This is a genomic window from Sphingomonas sp. FW306-05-A (assembly GCF_058782275.1).
Genome location: NZ_JBYSXN010000001.1, coordinates 700,726 through 717,923, shown reverse-complemented (window position 1 = coordinate 717,923; position 17,198 = coordinate 700,726). Strand labels below are relative to the sequence as shown.

The 17,198-nt window shown below is 66.3% G+C and carries 15 protein-coding genes; 8 read left to right on the top strand and 7 right to left on the bottom strand.

Going from position 1 to position 17,198, the window contains the following annotated elements; translation table 11 throughout:
- Positions 1-131: 131 nt before the first annotated feature.
- Positions 132-3,362 (bottom strand): glycoside hydrolase family 2 TIM barrel-domain containing protein, encoded by a 3,231-nt coding sequence (locus AC3WJR_RS03340; RefSeq protein ID WP_492722273.1) that lies wholly within the window; start codon positions 3,360-3,362, stop codon positions 132-134.
- A 489-nt stretch (positions 3,363-3,851) separates the two neighbouring features.
- Here AC3WJR_RS03340 and AC3WJR_RS03335 point away from each other — a divergent pair, with 489 nt between their 5' ends.
- The 6 genes from AC3WJR_RS03335 (at position 3,852) to AC3WJR_RS03310 (ending at position 9,291) form a co-directional block, all read left to right on the top strand.
- Positions 3,852-4,571, top strand: coding sequence for a FadR/GntR family transcriptional regulator (locus AC3WJR_RS03335; RefSeq protein ID WP_492722271.1), 720 nt, complete (start codon positions 3,852-3,854; stop codon positions 4,569-4,571).
- 60 nt (positions 4,572-4,631) lie between these two features.
- Positions 4,632-5,990, top strand: a complete 1,359-nt coding sequence (locus AC3WJR_RS03330) for a glycoside hydrolase family 27 protein (protein ID WP_492722267.1) — start codon at positions 4,632-4,634, stop codon at positions 5,988-5,990.
- 115 nt (positions 5,991-6,105) lie between these two features.
- Positions 6,106-7,602 carry a helix-turn-helix transcriptional regulator gene (locus tag AC3WJR_RS03325; protein WP_492722263.1) on the top strand — a complete coding sequence of 499 codons (1,497 nt, stop codon included), beginning with the start codon at positions 6,106-6,108 and terminating at the stop codon, positions 7,600-7,602.
- A 127-nt stretch (positions 7,603-7,729) separates the two neighbouring features.
- On the top strand, positions 7,730-7,957 hold the full coding sequence (locus AC3WJR_RS03320; protein ID WP_492722259.1) for a CsbD family protein: 228 nt from the start codon (positions 7,730-7,732) through the stop codon (positions 7,955-7,957).
- A gap of 10 nt (positions 7,958-7,967) precedes the next feature.
- Entirely contained in the window at positions 7,968-8,888 is a 921-nt protein-coding gene (locus AC3WJR_RS03315) for a hypothetical protein (RefSeq protein WP_354279939.1), read from the top strand.
- Positions 8,889-9,024: 136 nt separating this feature from the next.
- Positions 9,025-9,291 carry a CsbD family protein gene (locus tag AC3WJR_RS03310; RefSeq protein WP_492722256.1) on the top strand — a complete coding sequence of 89 codons (267 nt, stop codon included), beginning with the start codon at positions 9,025-9,027 and terminating at the stop codon, positions 9,289-9,291.
- A gap of 72 nt (positions 9,292-9,363) precedes the next feature.
- On the opposite strand, the gene AC3WJR_RS03305 is transcribed toward AC3WJR_RS03310, so the two are convergent.
- The 6 genes from AC3WJR_RS03305 to AC3WJR_RS03280 are packed head-to-tail and all read right to left on the bottom strand — an operon-like array spanning position 9,364 to position 15,464.
- Positions 9,364-10,230, bottom strand: a complete 867-nt coding sequence (locus AC3WJR_RS03305; RefSeq protein ID WP_492722254.1) for an RDD family protein — start codon at positions 10,228-10,230, stop codon at positions 9,364-9,366.
- Positions 10,211-11,239, bottom strand: coding sequence for a stage II sporulation protein M (locus tag AC3WJR_RS03300; RefSeq protein ID WP_492722252.1), 1,029 nt, complete (start codon positions 11,237-11,239; stop codon positions 10,211-10,213). Before AC3WJR_RS03300 ends, AC3WJR_RS03305 begins: the two co-directional genes overlap by 20 nt.
- Entirely contained in the window at positions 11,236-12,546 is a 1,311-nt protein-coding gene (locus AC3WJR_RS03295; RefSeq protein WP_492722250.1) for a DUF58 domain-containing protein, read from the bottom strand. Before AC3WJR_RS03295 ends, AC3WJR_RS03300 begins: the two co-directional genes overlap by 4 nt.
- Positions 12,547-12,598: 52 nt before the next feature.
- Positions 12,599-13,570, bottom strand: coding sequence for an AAA family ATPase (locus AC3WJR_RS03290; protein ID WP_492724135.1), 972 nt, complete (start codon positions 13,568-13,570; stop codon positions 12,599-12,601).
- Complete coding sequence (locus AC3WJR_RS03285) at positions 13,552-14,763, bottom strand: hypothetical protein (protein ID WP_492722249.1); 1,212 nt, start codon at positions 14,761-14,763, stop codon at positions 13,552-13,554. The genes AC3WJR_RS03290 and AC3WJR_RS03285 overlap by 19 nt, the downstream gene beginning before the upstream one ends.
- The gene (locus AC3WJR_RS03280; protein WP_492722247.1) at positions 14,760-15,464 is read right to left on the bottom strand and encodes a DUF4129 domain-containing protein; all 705 of its coding nucleotides are present in this window, start codon (positions 15,462-15,464) and stop codon (positions 14,760-14,762) included. Before AC3WJR_RS03280 ends, AC3WJR_RS03285 begins: the two co-directional genes overlap by 4 nt.
- Before the next feature lie 415 nt (positions 15,465-15,879).
- Here AC3WJR_RS03280 and AC3WJR_RS03275 point away from each other — a divergent pair, with 415 nt between their 5' ends.
- Together AC3WJR_RS03275 and AC3WJR_RS03270 are read left to right on the top strand one after the other, a co-directional pair.
- Complete coding sequence (locus AC3WJR_RS03275; RefSeq protein ID WP_492722246.1) at positions 15,880-16,665, top strand: hypothetical protein; 786 nt, start codon at positions 15,880-15,882, stop codon at positions 16,663-16,665.
- A 62-nt stretch (positions 16,666-16,727) separates the two neighbouring features.
- Positions 16,728-17,198: a DUF2141 domain-containing protein gene (locus tag AC3WJR_RS03270; protein WP_492722244.1), complete on the top strand. Its 471-nt coding sequence runs from the start codon at positions 16,728-16,730 to the stop codon at positions 17,196-17,198.

The following is a 17,198-nucleotide window of genomic DNA, read 5'->3' as shown; positions in this document are numbered from 1 at the left end:
GGCGAAGGCCGGGGCCCAAGAGCGATACGAAAGCAGGCGGTCCGCTGCGCTTCGTTACTGTGACCATCGCACTTGGACCCCGGCCTTCGCCGGGATGGTCCATCTCCTGTCGGCGGCCGAACTTTTCTTGCTTACTCGCCGGTGGTCGCGGTCGCTGGCAACGCCTTGTCGGGCGTCGTTCCCGCGCCGGTGAACGGCGCGAGGCGGAAGCTGACACGGGTGGGTGCGAGCGGGATGCGATATTTGGGGAGCGGCTTGCCGATCTCGCTCCACTCCGTATCCCCGCCGACGCCCCATTGCGCGCCATCTACCAGCAACGTCACCTGTCCGTGCGGGACGACGTCGGTCGATTTCCAAGTGCCGGGCGTATGCCGGTCTAGGTCGGCATACGGGAAGGCCAACGCGTTGATCATCAGCGGTGTGTCACCGCTGACACGCAGGCCGTGCCCTGCCCCACTCAGCTCCATCCAGCGCACGTCGACCTTGTTGCCGGTTTCCTGCGGGCGGATGTAATCGTGGTTCTGCTCGGCGATCGCGCCGCGCCACAGGCCGATCGGCGCGGACGTCTTGCGGTCGACATAGCTTTCATGCGGCCCGCGGCCATACCATTCCGCCGTCGTGATATCGGTCGGCATCGCAAAGGCGAACCCGACGCGGAACGGGGACGGCAGATCCTGCTTGAGCGGGGTCAGATCGCCCTGCACCGCGACTGCGCCGTCGCCGGTCATCGTGTACAGCGTGGTGAACGTCGCCGCTCCGTCGCCCAGCGCATAATCGACGCGCACACCGGCGGCTCCATCGGCGCCCGCAACGCGCGTGACGCTGCGGACGGTGCGCGTGTCGTTCATTGTCTTCCACACCGCCAGTTGCTTGGCGGTGCCAATGCCGAGGTCGTTGTCCGTCACCGCGCGCCAGAAGTGCGGCGCACCGCCGGTCGCGAGCGTCACGTCGCCTTGCGCATAGCGCCGCACCAGCCCGGTCTTGCGATCGATCGCCAGCGTCGCGCCGCCTGCGCTCAGCGTGAGCGCGCCGTCCCGGTCGGTCGTGGTGACGGTTCCGCGCGCAGCCGCGACGGCCGGTGCGGGCGCTGGCCCGGTCGCGAACTGTTCGAAGCCGACGACATAGCCCGCCGGCACCAGCGGCACCGCCCCGGCTTCGGCGCGCGCGCGCACCGTCACGAAATATTCGGAGCCCGGCTTGCGCGGGATCGTGCCAATCGGGAGCGTCACCGTCTCGGTTCCGTGCGCGGCGGTCTTCATCGCGGGGAGCGCGCCCTTGGCGATCGCGACGCCGTCTTCCTGCACTTCCCATTCGAAGCCGAAGCCCGACAAGTCACGGAAATCATGCCGGTTGCGCACTGTCACGCGTCCGGTCGCGGGGTCGAAGCCCTCGAACTGGATCGGCGCATAGACCTTCTGCAATTCGTACCACGCCGGATTGGGCGTGCGGTCCGACTGGAGCAGGCCATCGCCGAACTCGATGTCGCCACCGGGGTTGGGGCCATATTCGCCACCGTCGCCCCAATAACGGCGACCGTCCTTGGTGTAGCGATACATCGACTGGTCGACCCAGTCCCAGATGAAGCCGCCCTGCAGTTTCTTCGGATGCGCGTAGATCGTGTTCCAATATTCGAGCAGATTGCCGCCGGAATTGCCCATCATATGCGCATATTCGCACTGGATGATCGGCTGCGCGAAGTTCCAGTTGGTCGCGTAGTTCGCCATCTGATCCGCGCTGTCGTACATCGGCGCGTAGATGTCGGCATAGAAGTTCGGGCGGTGATCATCGATCTTGTCGAACGTCCCCCAGCCGAGATAGCTGATCAACCGGTTCGGATCGCGTGCCCGCGCGGCAGCGGCGGCGGCGGCGAAATTGGGGCCGATCCCGGCTTCGTTGCCGAGCGACCAGAAGATCACCGAGGGGTGGTTCTTGTCGCGCTCGACCATGTTGACGACGCGGCTGACGTGCGCCTCTTTCCACGCTGGATCGAAGCCGAGCTGGTATTTGGCGCGCTCCTCGGCGTGGTTGTTGCCATACTCCATATAGGCGTGGCTCTCGATATCGGCCTCGTCCATCACGTACAGGCCGTATTCGTCCGCCAGCGCATACCAGCGCGGATCATTGGGGTAGTGCGACGTGCGCACCGCGTTGATGTTGGCGCGCTTCATCAACTCCATGTCGCGGCGCATCGACGCTTCGGAAATGACGTGGAAGGTTTCCGGGTCATGTTCGTGGCGGTTGGCGCCGCGGATGATGATCGGCTTGCCGTTAACGCTGACCTGGCCGTCCTTCATTTCCACGGTGCGGAAGCCGATCCGCTGTGGCGTCGCCTGGATCACCTTGCCGTCCGTGCCCACCAGCTCGACCAGCAGCGTGTAGAGATTGGGCGTCTCGGCGGTCCACGGCTTCACGCCCGGCACGGGGGCCGCGAGCGTCACGGTCTGTGCCGCCGCGCCGGCCTTCACCGCCTGCGCGCGGACCAGCACCGCGCGGTCGCCTTCCATCAGCGTCATCCGCGCGGTGACGGGCTTCGTCGTCGGCGACACGGTCACCTCGGTCGACAGCACGCCGTCGCGATATGCCTTGTCGAGCCCGGCGTGGACGAAGATGTCGTTCACGCGGGTCTTGGGCGCCGCCATCATATACACTTCGCGCTCGATCCCCGAGACGCGCCAGAAATCCTGATCCTCGAGATAGGAGCCGTCCGACCAGCGATGGATCTGGATTGCGACCGTGTTGCGGCCTGCGGTCACGAAGGGCGTGACGTCGAATTCGCTCGGAAGCTTCGAATCCTCCGAATAGCCGACCTTCTTGCCGTTGACCCACACGTCATAGGCGGAGCCCGCCGCCCCGATGTGCAGGATCACGTCCTGTCCGCTCCAAGCAGCGGGCAGCGTAACGTCGCGGCGATAGCTGCCGACCGGATTGGTCGCGTGCGGGATCAGCGGGCGGTTGGCGGGGAACGGATAGACGATGTTATTGTAGCGTGCCTGATCGAACCCCTGCGTCTGCCAATCCGCGGGCACCTTGATGTCCTTCCAGGATGCAACGTCGAAACCGGGCTGCTCGAACCCGGTCGGGGTGGCATCCGACGACGGCGAGAACGCGAACTTCCACGTCCCGTCGAGGCTGAGGAACCGCGCCGATCGCGCCTTGTCCCCGGCGAGCGCCGCAGCGCGGGTCTCGAACGGGAAGCTCGTCACATGCGCAGGCAGCTTGTTGCGCGCGAACACCGCGGGATTTTCCCAGTCGGGGCGCGACGGATCGACCTGCACCGGCTGAACCTGCGGCGCATTCTGCGCGAAGGCGGTGGTGGCAAGACCCAGCGTGCTGACGCCGATCAATAGGGTGCGAAGCTTCATCTGAGTCTCCCGGTATCGTATCAAGGGATGCGCACGGTCGCTGGCGCGAAACTGTGGCGCGGAAGGTGGCGAATAGAATGTTGCAGAATCGACCCCGGACCTGAAAAAACGCCGACGTGGCGGAGGGCACCACGTCGGCAGGAGGGAATCAATAGGGTGCAAAAGTCGAACAGCGGCGACGCTGCTGGCTCAATGGGAAGGGCACGAACCGCCGCCTTGGGCGATCGCTGACGAATGTCGATCCGCCGTGGGCGATACGCCTGACAGCGTGGTGTAGCGAATGTTCGCGATGACCGGCCCCTTCCCCTCGATGCGCGATGTCGTCAACGACTTGCCCGTCGTCCGCATCAACTGCTTGTATGAGTTATTAGCACGCTCAAATTGTAGGACAAGACTGAAATTTGCGTGATAAGGGTGCCCGCAATCTTTTATGTTCGTGCAGCCAAACGTGGCGCACGATGCGCAGTACCGACGGGGAGGAACGCCTTGATGACCAGCCACCCGATTGCCGAACGACGACGTGGCCCGGCGCACAGCGCCGTCGCGCGCGATATCGGCATCGCGATCGTAACGGGCCGCTACCCGCCGATGTCGATCCTGCCGGGCGAGCATGAACTCGCCGACCAGCGCGGCATTTCGCGCGGGGTCGTGCGCGAGGCGTTGCGGATGCTCAGCGCGAAGGGGCTGCTCGAGAGCAAGCCCAAGACGGGCACCCGGGTCCGTGAGCGTGCTGAGTGGAATTTGCTCGATCCCGATCTGCTCGCCTGGATGTTCGAGGCCGAACCCCCCGTCTCGTTCGTGCGCAGCCTGTTCCAGCTCCGCTTGATCATCGAACCCGCCGCGGCGGAGCTCGCTGCGATGACCCGCACGTCGCGCCAGGTGTCCGGCATGGGCCATGCGCTCGAGGAAATGCACCAGCACGGCCTCGCCTCCGCGATCGGTCAGGCCGCCGACCAACGCTTCCACCACATCATCCTCGAGGCGACGCACAACGAGCTGCTGGTCAGTCTGGCCGGGACGATCGGATCCGCGGTGCGCTGGACGACGATCTACAAACACCGTCAACCCGTCAAACCCAGCGATTCGATGCCGCAGCATCAGCGCCTGTTCGATGCGATCGCAGAGGGGGAACCCGACGCCGCGCGCGAGGCGACGATCGCGCTGATCCGCCAGGCCGAAGACGACACCGCGATCCTGATCCGCGCGTGACATCGCGCTTGCAGACCGCGCACAGAACGCGGCCAATTCCCGCATCGGAGACCTGACGCCATGAGCGTAACCCGTCGAACAATCCTCCAGGGTGCCGGGCTCGGCATCGGCAGCGGTGCAGCACTTGCGGTGTCGGCGCCGCTCGCCGCCAAGGCGCGCGGCGCCGCGGTGCTCGCGCCGCGGCCGCCGATGGGGTGGAACAGCTGGAACAGCTTCGCCACCACGATCACCGAGGCGCAGGCGATCGAGACCGCGCGGATCATGGCAGAAAAACTGCTGCCGTCGGGCTATGACGTGTTCACCGTCGACATCCAGTGGTATGATCCCGACGCCAAAAGCTACACTTACAACGCCAAGCCGAAGCCCACGATCGACGCGCACGGGCGGCTGATCCCTGCCCTCAACCGTTTCCCGTCGAGCGCGGGTGGCGCAGGGTTCCGCCCGCTCGCCGATACCGTGCACAAGCTCGGCCTGCGCTTCGGGGTTCATCTGATGCGCGGCATTCCGCGGCTTGCGGTCGAGCGCGACCTGCCGATCCTCGGCACCAACCTGCGTGCCAGCGCGATCGCAGATACCTCCAGCGTGTGTAGCTGGAACCCCGACATGTACGGCGTCGACATGCGCAAACCGGGTGCGCAGGCCTATTATAACAGCGTCTTCGCGCTGTTCGCGTCGTGGGGCGTCGACTTCGTCAAGATGGACGACATGAGCCGTCCCTACGATGCGCATGCGCCCGAGATCGAAGCCGCCGCCCGCGCTATTGCCGCCACCGGGCGTCCGATCGTGCTGAGCCTGTCGCCCGGGGAAACCCCCGTGGATCGCGCCGAGCATGTTCGGCAACATGCACAGATGTGGCGGATTTCGGACGATTTCTGGGACAATTGGGCGATGCTGGAGGCGCAGTTCACCCGGCTGGAGAATTGGAACCCCTATCGTCGCGCGGGCGGTTGGCCCGATGCCGACATGCTCCCGCTCGGACGCCTGTCGCTCGGCGAGCGCGATACGCGCTTCACGCCGGACGAACAGCGCACGCTGATGACGCTCTGGTCGATCGCGCGGTCGCCGCTGATCATGGGCGGCGATCTGCGGCACCTCGATGCGCCGACGCTCGCGCTGCTCACCAACCCCGAGATCATCGCGGTCAACCAGGCAAGTCGCGACAACCAGCCGCATTACCTCACCGACGCCGCACGGGTCTGGTCGGCGCGCCCCGAAGCCGGGGCGGACCGCTATCTCGCACTGTTCAACACCGGCAAGGAGCCCAGCACCGTGACGATCGACTTGCGCGCGGTCGGCGCGCCGGAAGCGGTACGTGTGCGCGATCTGTGGAGCCGGACGGACGAAGGCGTCGTCCGAGGTCGCCTGACGCGGCGGCTGCCGGTGCATGGTGCGGCCCTGTATCGCCTCGCACCGGAATGACGGCAGAACGCAGCGCGACCTGACCGCGTCCGCCGGAATTTTCGCAACGGTTGCTCCCGACCCTTGGTCATCCGCGTTGTAACATTTGTTACTAGATTTACGGAAGCCGAAGGCAATGCCCGCATTACATCACACCGGCGTCGATCTGCGTCGCCTTCAGCAGATCGTGTCGGGTCTGACCGAGGGGGTGATCATCGTGTCCCCCGATCAGGATATCCTGTGGGCGAACGAAGCGGGTTTGCGGATGCACGGGGTCGAGCGGATCCCCGATCTCGGGAAGACGATCGACGAGTATCGCAACCGGTTCCGCCTGCGCTATCGCAACAACCATTGGCTCGAAGCCCCCGATTATCCGCTGGAACGCGTCGTCGCCGGGGAGGCGTTCAGCGAGGTCATCGTCGAAGTGCTGCGCGAGGGCGACGAGGAAGCCCGCTGGATCCACCAGATCCGCAGCCTGGTGCTGACCGACAGCGAGGACAAACCCGATCTGCTCGTGCTGGTGATCCAAGACGTATCGATGCTGTTCGAGGCGGAGGAACGGTTCGAGCAGACGTTCAAGGCCAACCCCGCCCCCGCGGTAATCTGCCGCCTGTCCGACCAGCGTTTCGTAAAGGTCAATACGGGCTTTCTCGAGATGACCGGGCGCGAACGCGAGGACGTGCTGGGCCGCACCGTCTACGAACTCGACGTGCTTGCGGACGTGTCGGACCCGGGCCTCGCCAAGCAGCGGTTGCGCGAAGGGCGGACGATCCCGCAGATGCAGGCGGACCTGCATTTGCCGAACGGTGGGCGCAAACTGGTGATCGTCGGCGGGCAGCCGATCGACCTGAACGAGCAACCGTGCATGCTGTTCACCTTCGCGGATCTCGAGCCACGCCGCCGGATTGAGGGGGAATTGCGCGAAAGCGAGGCGCGTGCGCATCGCACGTTCGAACTGGCACCGATCGGCCTGGCGGTCGCCACGCTCGACGGGCATCGGTTCCTTCAGGCCAATGCGGCGCTGCTGGAACTCACCGGCTACACCACCGAGGATATCCAGCAGCAGTCGGCCTGTTCGCTCAAGCTGCTCGACGGGGCAACCGTGCGAACCGAAATTGAGCGGGCAATCCGCGACGATGGCGGCTTCCACGCGCGCGACGCCTGCCTTCAGCGCAAGGATGGTGAACGCGTCGACGTACTGATTTCGACCGGTATCATTCCGATGCATGGCAGCGATTGCGTGCTGTGGGTGATCCAGGACATCGCCGAACGCCGACAGTCCGAACGCGAACTGATCGGCGCGATCGAAACCGTGATGCGCGACACCAACTGGTTCAGCCGCACGATCGTCGAGAAACTCGCCAACCTTCGCGCGCCCAGTGCACAGCGCCATGTCGCGGAAGTATCCTCGCTCACCGGTCGCGAACGCGAGACGTTGAGCCTGATGTGCGAAGGGCTCGACGACGCCGCGGTCGCCGAGGCGATGGGCGTGTCGCGCAACACCGTGCGCAACAACGTCGCGCGTATCTATGGCAAACTGGGGGTCAATCGTCGTTCCGCCGCGATCATTTGGGCACGCGAGCGCGGCTTCCCGCTGCCATCCGCGCGGCGTCCGGCGATCAAGGATAGTTAATATACCCTGATTCTGCACTAAACGATTTGGTGCAAATCGATCTAGGGTACGCCCATTTCGGTATTACTTCTGGTCTCAACGGGGGCGCGGTTTCGACCGCGTCGCCGGTAGCAGAAGGAATTGCGAGATGGACGACCGCATCGAAGGTGCCGGAAAGCAGGTAGTCGGATCGATCAAGGAAGCGATCGGCAAGATTACCGGCAATCGCAACATCGAAGCGCAAGGCGCCGCCGAGAAGGCCGCCGGCAAGGCACAAGCCGAACTCGGCGAAGCGCGGTCCGCCACACGCGATACCCTCGATAAACAGGACGATCGCGGGCGGGTTCCGCCCCGCGATTCCGTCATCGCAGCATAAGGATTAGCATATGGCCCATACCTACGTTGACCCGATCCACGGATCAGACCCGATCGCGCCGCACGATCGCGCGCTCGGTGCGCCCGGTGGGGCGATCGTCCACCGGTCGCGCATGTCGTGGCAGGCAGTGTTCGCCGGCGTGACGATCGCGATCGCGGTCCAGATCGTGCTGGGTCTGCTTGGCACCGGGATCGGGATGAGCCTGGTCGATCCGGTCAACGGCTCGACGCCCAGCGCGAGCGGCTTCGGGATCGGCGCAGGGCTGTGGTGGGTCGTGAGCACGATCGTCGCGCTTGGCGCGGGCAGCTATGCAGCATCGCGGATCGCGGGCCTGACCGACCGGTTTGACGGGTTCGTCCACGGCCTCGTCATCTGGGGCGTGACGCTCATCATCACGCTGTATCTGCTGAGTTCGGCAGTCGGCTCGATCATCGGCGGCACCTTCCGCACGATCGGCAGCGTCGCTAGCGTCGCTGGCACGAGCATCGGCGCAAGCGCACCGACCGTCGCCAAGGCAGCGGGCATCGACGTCGAGGATCAGGCTGCGGCCTATCTCGATGCAGCCCCCAGCGATCCCGCGCTGATGACGTCGCAGGAAGCGCAGAAGGAAGTCGCCAAGCAACTCCCCGCAATGGCGCAGGGCGGTGCCGAGGGTAACCGGGCCGAGGCACGGGTGGTCGACATCGTCGCGGCACAGCGCAAGATCTCGCGTCCGGAGGCGGCAGCGCAAGTCACGCGCGCCAAGCAGCAGTTCATCGCAGCGAAGAACAGCACGGTCGAAACCGCCAAGTCGGCAGCCGACACCGGTGCCAGCGCCGCCGCAGGAACATCCTTTACCGCTGTCATCGCGCTCCTGTTGGGTGCCGGTGCAGCAGGGTTTGCCGGGGCGGCTGCAACGCGCCGCCGCGGCCACGAAGTCCGCCGCGCCTAACGGCGTCGGAGGATGCGCGTCTGCCCCCCCGGCGCGCTGAGACGACGACCACCGCCTGTAGCGTATCAATGCGGTGGTCGTCGGATCTAAATAGCGATTTTCGAGTATATAACCCCCTAGCCAAAGGAGACTTTTCATGGACACGCATCAGGTAACGGGCGGCATCAAGCAGGCCGCAGGTTCGATCGAGGAAGGCTTCGGCAATCTGACTGGCGATCGTTCCACCGAAGTTTCGGGTGCCGTGCGCAAGGTCGCTGGCCAAATCGAGGGAACCTATGGCGATGCAGTCGACGCAGCCCGCGCGACCGTCGAGGATAGCCCGCTGCTTGCGCTCGGCCTGACCGCGATCGTCGGCTTCGCGCTCGGCGCGCTGGTCACCGGCCTCGGCGCGCGCCGCGGCTGAACGATCGCTTGCCGCTGTTGCGGCATCCCACTGTCGAAAGCCCGACGCGACTTCCGTCGCGTCGGGCTTTTTTCATCGTCCAGTCGCGAACTTGTCGGCCCGCCGCCTGCCAACGAGAAGACCCCGTTCCAGCCGGACACACAAAGCGGCGTAATAATCGCTCAGAAAGCCCACGTCGTCGCCATCATCCGGTAAGCCCGCCTTGCGCCGGATCGTCACAGCTACCGTCGCGATCGCGTCCGGCTTCCCGCTGCGCAGCACCTCCTCGAGCGTCTGCAATTCATATTCACCGTACAGGCTCAACGCGGCATCGCTGAACACACGGCGCGGGTGCGCCGACGGCATTGCCAGTTCCGCCCCCAGCGCAACGCCGACGGTGCGGACGACCCAGGTCCCGGCGAGCAGATCCCCGACGCGCAGCCGATCCCGATTGAACAGTGGGAACAACAGGAAGATGCCGCTCCAGCCGAGCGCGAACAGCGTGACGAAGGTATCCGCCGTGCCCTCCGCCGTTTGCTGGCCCAAGAAGGTCAGCGGCAGGAACAGCTCGATCTCGCGCATCGCATTGCGCGCGATCACCGCGCCGCCGCTCAGCCGTGCGCCGTCGCGCGCGACGACGCGCAGGCCCAGGATGCGCTTGCCCGGCGTCGCGCCGCGCCCGCCCATCTCGAACAGCGTGAACCATCCGTTGCGCAGCACGAAGAAGCCGATCATCCACACGATCGCCAGCGCGGGCGCATTGACCGAGAAGAACAGCGAGAAGACCACCACCGTCGCCGCGACCAGCACCAGCATGATCGCGCCGGCGTCGATCAGGAATGCCGCCGCACGGGTTCCCGCACTCCCCAGTTGAAGCCGCAGGTCGACGCCTTCGGGCGTGACGAAGCTGCGCCGCAAGGTCACCGCATCGGCGTGGCGCTCAGCCCGCGGCGGTCGCATCGGATTTCCTCGGCAGGTAGAAATACAGCAACCAACCGATCAGCATCGCCGTGCCGATCGCATAGCGGGTGAGGTCGTCGGTCAGCACTTGCCGCCCGATCCCCTCGAGCATCCCCGCGACGAGCAGCATCACGACCGTCCCCGCCATCGCGACCGCGCCGGTCTGCCCCGCGGCCACCGCCGCATCGCCGCGCGTGCGCCGTCCCGGGAACGCGATCGCCGTACCGATACGGAACCCCGCCGCGCCGGAAAGGATGATCGCGAACAATTCGGTCGTGCCGTGGATCATGATCCAGCCGGTGAAACCGAACCCCAGCCCCTTGGGCACGAACACCGCCATGAACGCCCCCAGCATCATCCCGTTATAGGTGATCAGCAATGCGGTCGGCACAGCGAACGCAAAGCCGAGCGCGAACGAGAAGATCGCGATCTGCGCATTGTGCGTGAACAGATAAGCCGCGAACGTCGCCAGCGCGTTCTGCTGCTCGGTCGCGTAGATCGTCTTGCGCAACGTCTCGACCGAGGCGGACGGATCGCGCCCGCCCGCCATGCCGTCACCGACGATCGCGAAGAACCACGCCGCATCCCCGCGCACGATCAGATAGCCGACCACCGCCCCCGCAACCGTCAGCAACAGCGAGACGAGCGTCTCGCGCCACAGCGACTGGACCGCAGCGGGCCAGCCATGCACGAAGAACCGCTTGAGCTGAGTCCATGCCGATGTCTGGACGCCGTACAGTTGGAAATAGGCGCGCGTGCAAAGCTGCTCGAGATAGTCCGTTAGCGCGCGGTCGAGCGACGTTTCGCGCGCGACCGACAGCGACGACAGCGCGGTGCGATACAGCAGCGGCAGCGCGAGCAGGTCCTCCTGCGGCACCGCCCGGATCGAGCGCCGCTCGATCCGCCGGATAATCGCGTCGAGCCGTTCCCACTCGGGGGCGTGCGCTGCGCGGAAACGGCTGGCGTTGACTAGCACCGGCTGGGTCACCGGCGACACGGACGCGGTCACAACAGGTTCCTCCGTTTGAGCGCGACATAGCCCGCGACGAGACGTTCGCCGACTCGGTCATGCTCCGCCTCGATGACATGGACGCCGACGTGCTCCAGCCGCGCGAGCACCAGCTTGCGGTCGCGGAGCAATGCCGCGGCGGTGACCGCGCGCGTGACGTCATCCGCGGTGGCGGGCGCACGGTCGACGATCGCCTCGACGTCCTCGTCCCGCAACACGACGATCAGCAACAGGTGGGTCTTCACGATCCGCATGGCTGCGCGCACCAGAAAGTCCGCGCTCGTCAGGTCGGTGAATTCGGTGAACAGCACGATCATCGACCGCCGCGTCAGCCGCGTGGCGAGCGTGGTCAGCGCGAACGTATAATTGGTTTCCTCGACACTATAGTCGATCTCCGCCGCGAGCCGCTGCAGATTGGCGAGGGCGGGCATTCCCGACACCAGCCCGCTCGCGATCCGCGGCCGCGAATCGAACGCATGGAGCGCGACCCGGTCGCCCAGCTTGAGCGCGACCCATGCGGTCAGCAGCATCGCCGACACCGCGCGATCGACGCGCGGGACCCCCGCGACCGGGTCCGACATCTGCCGCCCGCAATCCACCGCGAAGACGATCTGGTTGTTGCGTTCGGTGCGATATTCCTTGGCGTGGAGCTTGCGGTGCCGCGCCGATTGTTTCCAGTCGATCGCGCGCCGGTCCATGCCCGAGCGGAACTCGACCAGCGCATCGAAATCGGTCCCGTCGCCGCGATCGACCTGAGTCAGCAAGCCGTCGATCGCATGGCGTCGGAAGATTTCGGCACCCTTATCGTGGTGCAGGCGGATATCGGGGAGGATCGCGACGCGCACGTCGCTGGCGACCGCGCGCTGATGCCAGACGAGGCCGAGCGGGCCACGCCAGCGTGTCCAGACGCGATCGATCCGCCCGATCCCGCGCCGATGCGCCGTCAGCGGCAGCAGCGCGGCCCCCTTGCCGTCGCGCATCACGACCGACGCGCGTCCGTCATTCTCCGCGGCGAACAGGGCGTTGGCCGCCAGAGCGACCTCCGCACTACTGACCTTTGCCGTCCCGTCCAGCGTCACGGTCAGGGTTGCATCGATCGTGTCGCCGACCGAAGCGGTCGCGGGCAGGTCCACCCGCACGGCGGCAGTACGCCCGCCCTTCGCCGCATCGACCACCGCGAGCACGAGCACCGCCAGCGGCCACGCCAGCCCGGCATACCAGCGATCGGGCAACAGCACGCCGATCACCAGCGCAACCGGCGCCCCTGCCGCTGCCGCCAGCACCGCAAGGCGAGTGGGATAAATCACGCGCGCGCCGTGCTCCTGCGCAGGCGCACGGTTGCGCACGGGGTGGCTTTGCTCACCGCGGCACTTCGATCGTTTCGATGATCTGCGCGACGACATCCTCGATCGTCCGCCCGTCGATCTCTGCGGCGGGCGACAGGATCAGGCGGTGCCGCAGCAACGCCGGGGCGAGCGCCTTCACGTCATCGGGAATGACGAAATCGCGGCCATCGATCACCGCCCGCGCGCGCGCCGCGCCGGCCAGCATCGCGCCTGCGCGCGGCGAAGCGCCGCTTTCGAGATCGGCGACCCCGCGCGTGCCCCGCACCAGGGCTGCGATATAATCGATCACTTCGTCCACCAGCCGCACGCCCGCGACCGTGTCGATCGCTGCGCCGATCGTCGCGGCGTCCGCACGCGGTTCGACGCCCCATTCCTCCGGGGCCATCGCCTGCTGATGCGCGCCATGCGTCGCGATGATCCGGCGTTCCTCGGCGGCGGATGGGTAATCGACGGTCTGCTTGAACAGGAAGCGATCGAGTTGCGCCTCGGGCAAGGGATAGACGCCTTGCTGTTCGATCGGGTTCTGCGTCGCCACCACCATGAAGCGCGGCCCCAGCGGCAGGCTTTCGCCGTCGATCGTCACGGTGCGCTCCTGCATTGCCTCGAGCAGCGCGGCCTGGGTCTTGGGCGGGGTGCGGTTGATTTCGTCGGCGAGCAGCAGATCGGTGAAGATCGGCCCGCGCGTCAGCGTGAAGGTGCTCGTCTGGAAGTTGAACAGGTTCGCGCCGATGATGTCGCCCGGCATCAGATCGGGGGTGAACTGGATTCGCCCGAAGTCCAGCCCGACGACCCGCGCGAACGTCCGTGCCAGCAAGGTCTTCGCGGTGCCCGGCGGGCCTTCGAGCAACACGTGCCCGCCCGCGAATAGCGCAACCAGCAGGATGTCGACGCTCGCCTCCTGCCCGACCACGGCCTTGCCGATCTCCTGCCGGATCGCCTGCGCGAGCCCGCGCACATCGTCTACGGTCACCGTGTCTTCTCCCATAACCAATGATGCAGCGCCTGCGCCGCCGCGAGCATGTCGCGCGGATGGCGTGCCGTACGCGCCTGCTCCGCCAAAGTCGTGAAGCGCGCGCGCCCCGACAGCGCGTCCAGATAGCGATCGAGCGCATCGTCGCGCATCCGCACTGGCACACCGAACACCCCGACCGCGCGGTCGCGCACGACCTCGACGTAGCGTGGACCCAGGCCACCCTGACGCCCGGCCTTGCGCACCAGCGCGGCGGCATTGTCGATCAGCGCCGCCTTGCCGAACGCGATCGCGCGCGGCCGCCGTCTCGGCGCGCCGAACGTCGCGGTCGCCTGAATGCCCGCGAGCAGCGCCGCGGCCGCGATCGCCAGCGTCATCGCAAGGAACGGCGGGTCGAACATCAGCTTCAACGGACTGGGCGAGCGACCGAAACCGTTGAGCGTCACGTCGAACACGACCGAATCCGCCCCCGTGGAATTGAGCCAGTCGAGCAAATCGAGCGCGGCGCGTGCCTGCCCCGCGTCGCGCATTCCGACGTTGGACAGCAAATCGGGATCGGCGAGGACGTAGAACGGGTGCTCCCCGATCTGCGCCAGCACGACGTGCCCGGCGGCATCGGTCAGCAACGGCCGCACACCGGGTCCGGTAATCGTCTGTACCGCACGCGGCGCCATGAAGCGCATGGTCGCGGGCATCCAAGCCAACCCCTTGAGCGGCCGCCCGCCGCTGCGATAGCGTTTCACCACGAGCGGATATTGCGGTGCGAGCACGCCTTGCGGTTCGCTCTTCGGCAGCAAGGCGGCGACGTTGACCCATCCGCTGTGCTGCGGGTCCTTGGTCGTCGCCCATTTCGGTAGCACCACCAGCGTCGGCTTGGCGCTGCGCTGCGCGAGCACCTTGGTCATGTCGGTGTCGGCGCGCTCTGGGGTGAGGACGACCAGATCCTCGGTGTTGAAAAGGCGGGGATCGCGAACGATGCGGGGGTTGCGTCCGGTCGCTTCGGCCAGCCGCACGATCCCGCCGAACCCGACCGCCGCATTCGACAGGGCATGCGCGCCACCGTTGCGCCCGGAACGCAGGTCGGGCGCATAGGCGCCGAGCACAACCATCGCTAGGAACGCGACAATCCCGACAGCGATGAGGATGGCGACCGTGCGGACCTCAAACGCGCTGTCCGCCGCTCCGCGTGTCGTGGAAACATCGCTCATCCGCGCCACGCCTGCGGTAGCGCGAAGTCCTGATACGCCGCGCGGGCGGTGGCCCAGTCACTGGCGTCGACTGCGCACGCGCCGAACAGGCTGCGCTCGACCAGCGTGGCGATTCCAGCGAACAGGCGCCGCGCGGCAGGCGGCACCGCGTCCGCTTGACTCAGTTCGCGGCTGGTCAGCGCGGGCCGTACGGCGCGGGGACGGCGGCGCGCGATATCGTCGATCGAGCGAATCAGCAGCACGTGCGCCGCCTCGGCAAAGCGTCCGTCCGCGGCCAGCCGGTCCGCCTCGCGTAGCCAGGCCTGCGCCGGCGCGGCGTCCGGGTGCCAGTCAGGATCGGGGACGACCGGCTCGGTCTGACGCGTGCCGCGGCGGTGCGGCCAGCGCCATTCGCCGTGGCGGATGCGTTGGTAGACCACCCATCCGAGCAGCACGACCAATGCGGCGATCAGCGTCCACAGAAAGATTCGCGCATACGGCGCTTGCGGCATCTGCCGGGAGATCCAGCCGATCAACCGCGCGACCGGCTGCAGGACGTGCGCAAGCCACTCGAGGACCTGTGTCAGCCATTCCGGTGGCCTCGGTGGCGGGGCTGCGCGGGTCAGGGTGAACTGCACGCTCGGGTCCGCGCGGAGCGCCGCGTGGGCGGCAGCGAACCGGTCGCCGTCGGCGGCGGCGTCTTGCGCGATTCCCCCGCTCACTTGGCATCCCCCGGGCCGCAATTGGCGCTACGCCGTTGAACCTAAACCAACGCGCGAAGCACGCAAACGGCAAAATGGGTCTGCCGGGCTCGGCACCGAGGATGGGACCCGGCGCGCTTTGCCTCCTGGACTGCTCTCCCGCGCAAGCGAGACCTCTGCGTAAAGGCAATCGGAGGTTTGATTGTCACCCGCGCCCCAAAGTTGCCGTCATGCTGAACTTGTTTCAGCATCCACCGTGCGACAAGCACGGACCGGACTCGCGGAGGGCTGGATCCTGAAACAAGTTCAGGATGACGGACGGTTTTCCAGAACTCCCGCCTTCGCGGGAAAAACGGGCGGCCGCACGCGAACGAATCCGTTTGCCCCGCCTCGCATCTCGCGTCAGGGTCGCACCAATTCACGGGGGGTTTCCACGATGGCCAGCGCAGCATCAGCGTCCGACCGCCGCATGTCGATCGGTCGGGTGTTCAACCGGGCCTTTGCCGCGCTGGGGGCCAATGCCGGCACGATGTTCGGAATCGCGTTTCTGTTCAGCGCGCTGCCGATCGCGCTGCTCAACCTCTGGCAGGCCGGGCTTGGCCCGACGCGTGATTTCGGGACCAATGCGGTGCTGATCGGCGGCATCTATCTAGCGAGCTTCGTGCTGACGCAACTCGCGCAAGGCGGGCTGGTTCGCGCGACGATCGCGCATAGCGACCATCGCACCGTCAGCTTCGCCGCCTGCGTGGCGACGGGTGCGCGCTTTGCCCTGCCGCTGCTCGCGCTCGGGATCGTGATGGGTTTTGCGCTGCTGCTGGGGTTCATGGTCTTCTTCATTCCCGGCGTGTTGCTGTATCTCGCCTGGGCGGTCGCAGTGCCAGCGCTGGTGATCGACGGAACCAGCGTGTTCGGCGCGTTCGGGCGCAGCGCGTTCCTGACGCGCGGTGCGCGCTGGAATATCTTCGGGATCGGGCTGGTGGTGCTCGTGCTATACTACATACTGCTCGCCGGCGTCGGGATCGTCACCGTTGCGATCACGGGATTCCCTTCGCCCGCGACGCGCGGTCTGGACGGCTTCCTGACATTATCGTCGGTGCTGAGCGCTATCTCGACGACGGTCAGCACGGCGGCGTTCGCGGCGATCCAGACATCGCTCTACGTCGAGTTGCGCGACTGGAAGGATGGCCCGCAGATCGATCAACTCTCGGACATCTTCGCCTGACCCACCGACCGGCGGGCCGATCCCGCCTTAATCTCGGACGCAATCCCGGCTAGAGCCGCGCGATGACTCGGTTCCCCTCCCCGCTCCGCTGGAAGTTCCTGCTTCCGATCGCGCCCTTGTTCGCGATCGGTGCAGCCCCCTCCGGCGGCACGCTTCACGTCCAGGTCGACAACGTCCGCGCGTTGACCGGGCGAGTCCATGTCGACCTCTGCACACAGAGGCAGTTCCTCAAGGATTGCCCGATCACCGCCGAAGCCCCGCCGAGCATCGGGCTGACCACGGTGACGCTGCGCAACCTCAAACCGGGCCGTTACGCGGTGCAGGCGTTCTATGACCAGAATGGCAATAAAAAGGTTGATCGCGCACTCTTCGGCATCCCCAAGGAAGGCGTCGGTTTCTCGAACGATGCCAAGATCCGCATGGCCCCCCCGAAGTGGGACGAAGCCATGTTCGATTACGACGGACAAGAGCGCACGATCCGCCTGAAACTCCGCTACTTCATCGGCCCCGACGCGCCGACGGCAGGCAAGTAA